This window comes from uncultured Agitococcus sp., from assembly GCF_937920075.1.
Classification (GTDB): Bacteria; Pseudomonadota; Gammaproteobacteria; order Pseudomonadales; family Moraxellaceae; genus Agitococcus.
In genome coordinates this window covers 1-1,170 of the sequence record NZ_CALETI010000002.1, presented here as the reverse complement: position 1 = coordinate 1,170, position 1,170 = coordinate 1, and the positions used below count along the sequence as shown (strand labels likewise).

General features: G+C 35.8%; 1 protein-coding gene. It reads left to right on the top strand.

All coding sequences use genetic code 11. The features are described 5' to 3' along the window. The coding region (locus Q0212_RS00040) for a DNA cytosine methyltransferase (protein ID WP_297920496.1) at window positions 1-961 on the top strand (961 nt) is incomplete at its 5' end. Between the last annotated feature and the right edge of the window lie 209 nt (window positions 962-1,170).

The following is a 1,170-nucleotide window of genomic DNA, read 5'->3' as shown; positions in this document are numbered from 1 at the left end:
AATTTGCATTGTAAGCGGCTGGGTACTTGTCGCTGTTGATGCAGGAGTTAGGTTTTTAATTATGAATGTTTTAAGTTTGTTTGACGGTATAAGCTGCGCCCGCGTTGCGCTTGAGCAGGCTGGTGTAAAAATAGACACTTACTATTCAAGTGAAATTTGCGAGACTGCTATAAAAATTAGTGATAGTAATTTTACAGATAATGTAAAACTAGGAGATATTAAAAATTGGAGAGATTGGGATATAGATTGGAATTGTATAAATTTAATTGTTGGCGGTAGTCCTTGTCAGGGTTTTAGCCGAGCAGGTAACGAGCTAAACTTTAACGATAGCAGAAGTAGATTGTTTTTTGTGTTTGTAGACATTTTAAATCATGCAAAAAAACACAACCCAAAAATTAAGTTTTTGTTAGAAAACGTCAGAATGAGAAAAGAGTACGAGGATGTAATAACCAAGTATATGGGTGTAACCCCAGTATTGATTGATGGTAAAGACGGTTTTTTACAAGCTAGACCCCGACTGTATTGGTTTAATTTTGATAAAAAAACAAACTATGACGGCTCATTTAAAAATATATCTTGTATCTTAGATGATGAAAATGGTTTAGAGGTTTTTAAACTATCTAGCAATAAACGCGTAAAAGCAGTAACAGAAAACGAAAGGGGTTTTAGACCTCACAGGGGCGATGCTAGAAAAACAGGGATAGGCGAGCTTGGCAGAATACTTAAACCAAATGCGTCTTATACAGACACAATAACGACAACTCATGCGCCTAAAATACTTGTAAGTGTTAGTGAAAACGATATTTTTTACCGTGTGGCCACTATTTCAGAGTGTGAAAAACTCAGCGGCTTACCTGTTGGGTACACAAAATCTGTTTCGCCAAGACAGTCTTTAAAAGCCATCGGTAATGGTTGGCACGTTGCAATAGTTTCTAAGATTTTTGAAGATTTAAAAACCTAACTATTAGGTTAAGCAGTGCTAACCCCACTGCTTTAATAAGCAAACTGGAGTAAGTGAAAATGAATAATGAGAAATTAGAGGCTGGGTTAGCATCTGACTTGAACCGCGAGTTAGATTGTGTATTTGATTATGGAAAAAGAACAGGTGTACCTTATTTGAAATTATGGAAAATTAAAAAACGTAAGGTGTATTGTGTTTTGTGGAGTGAA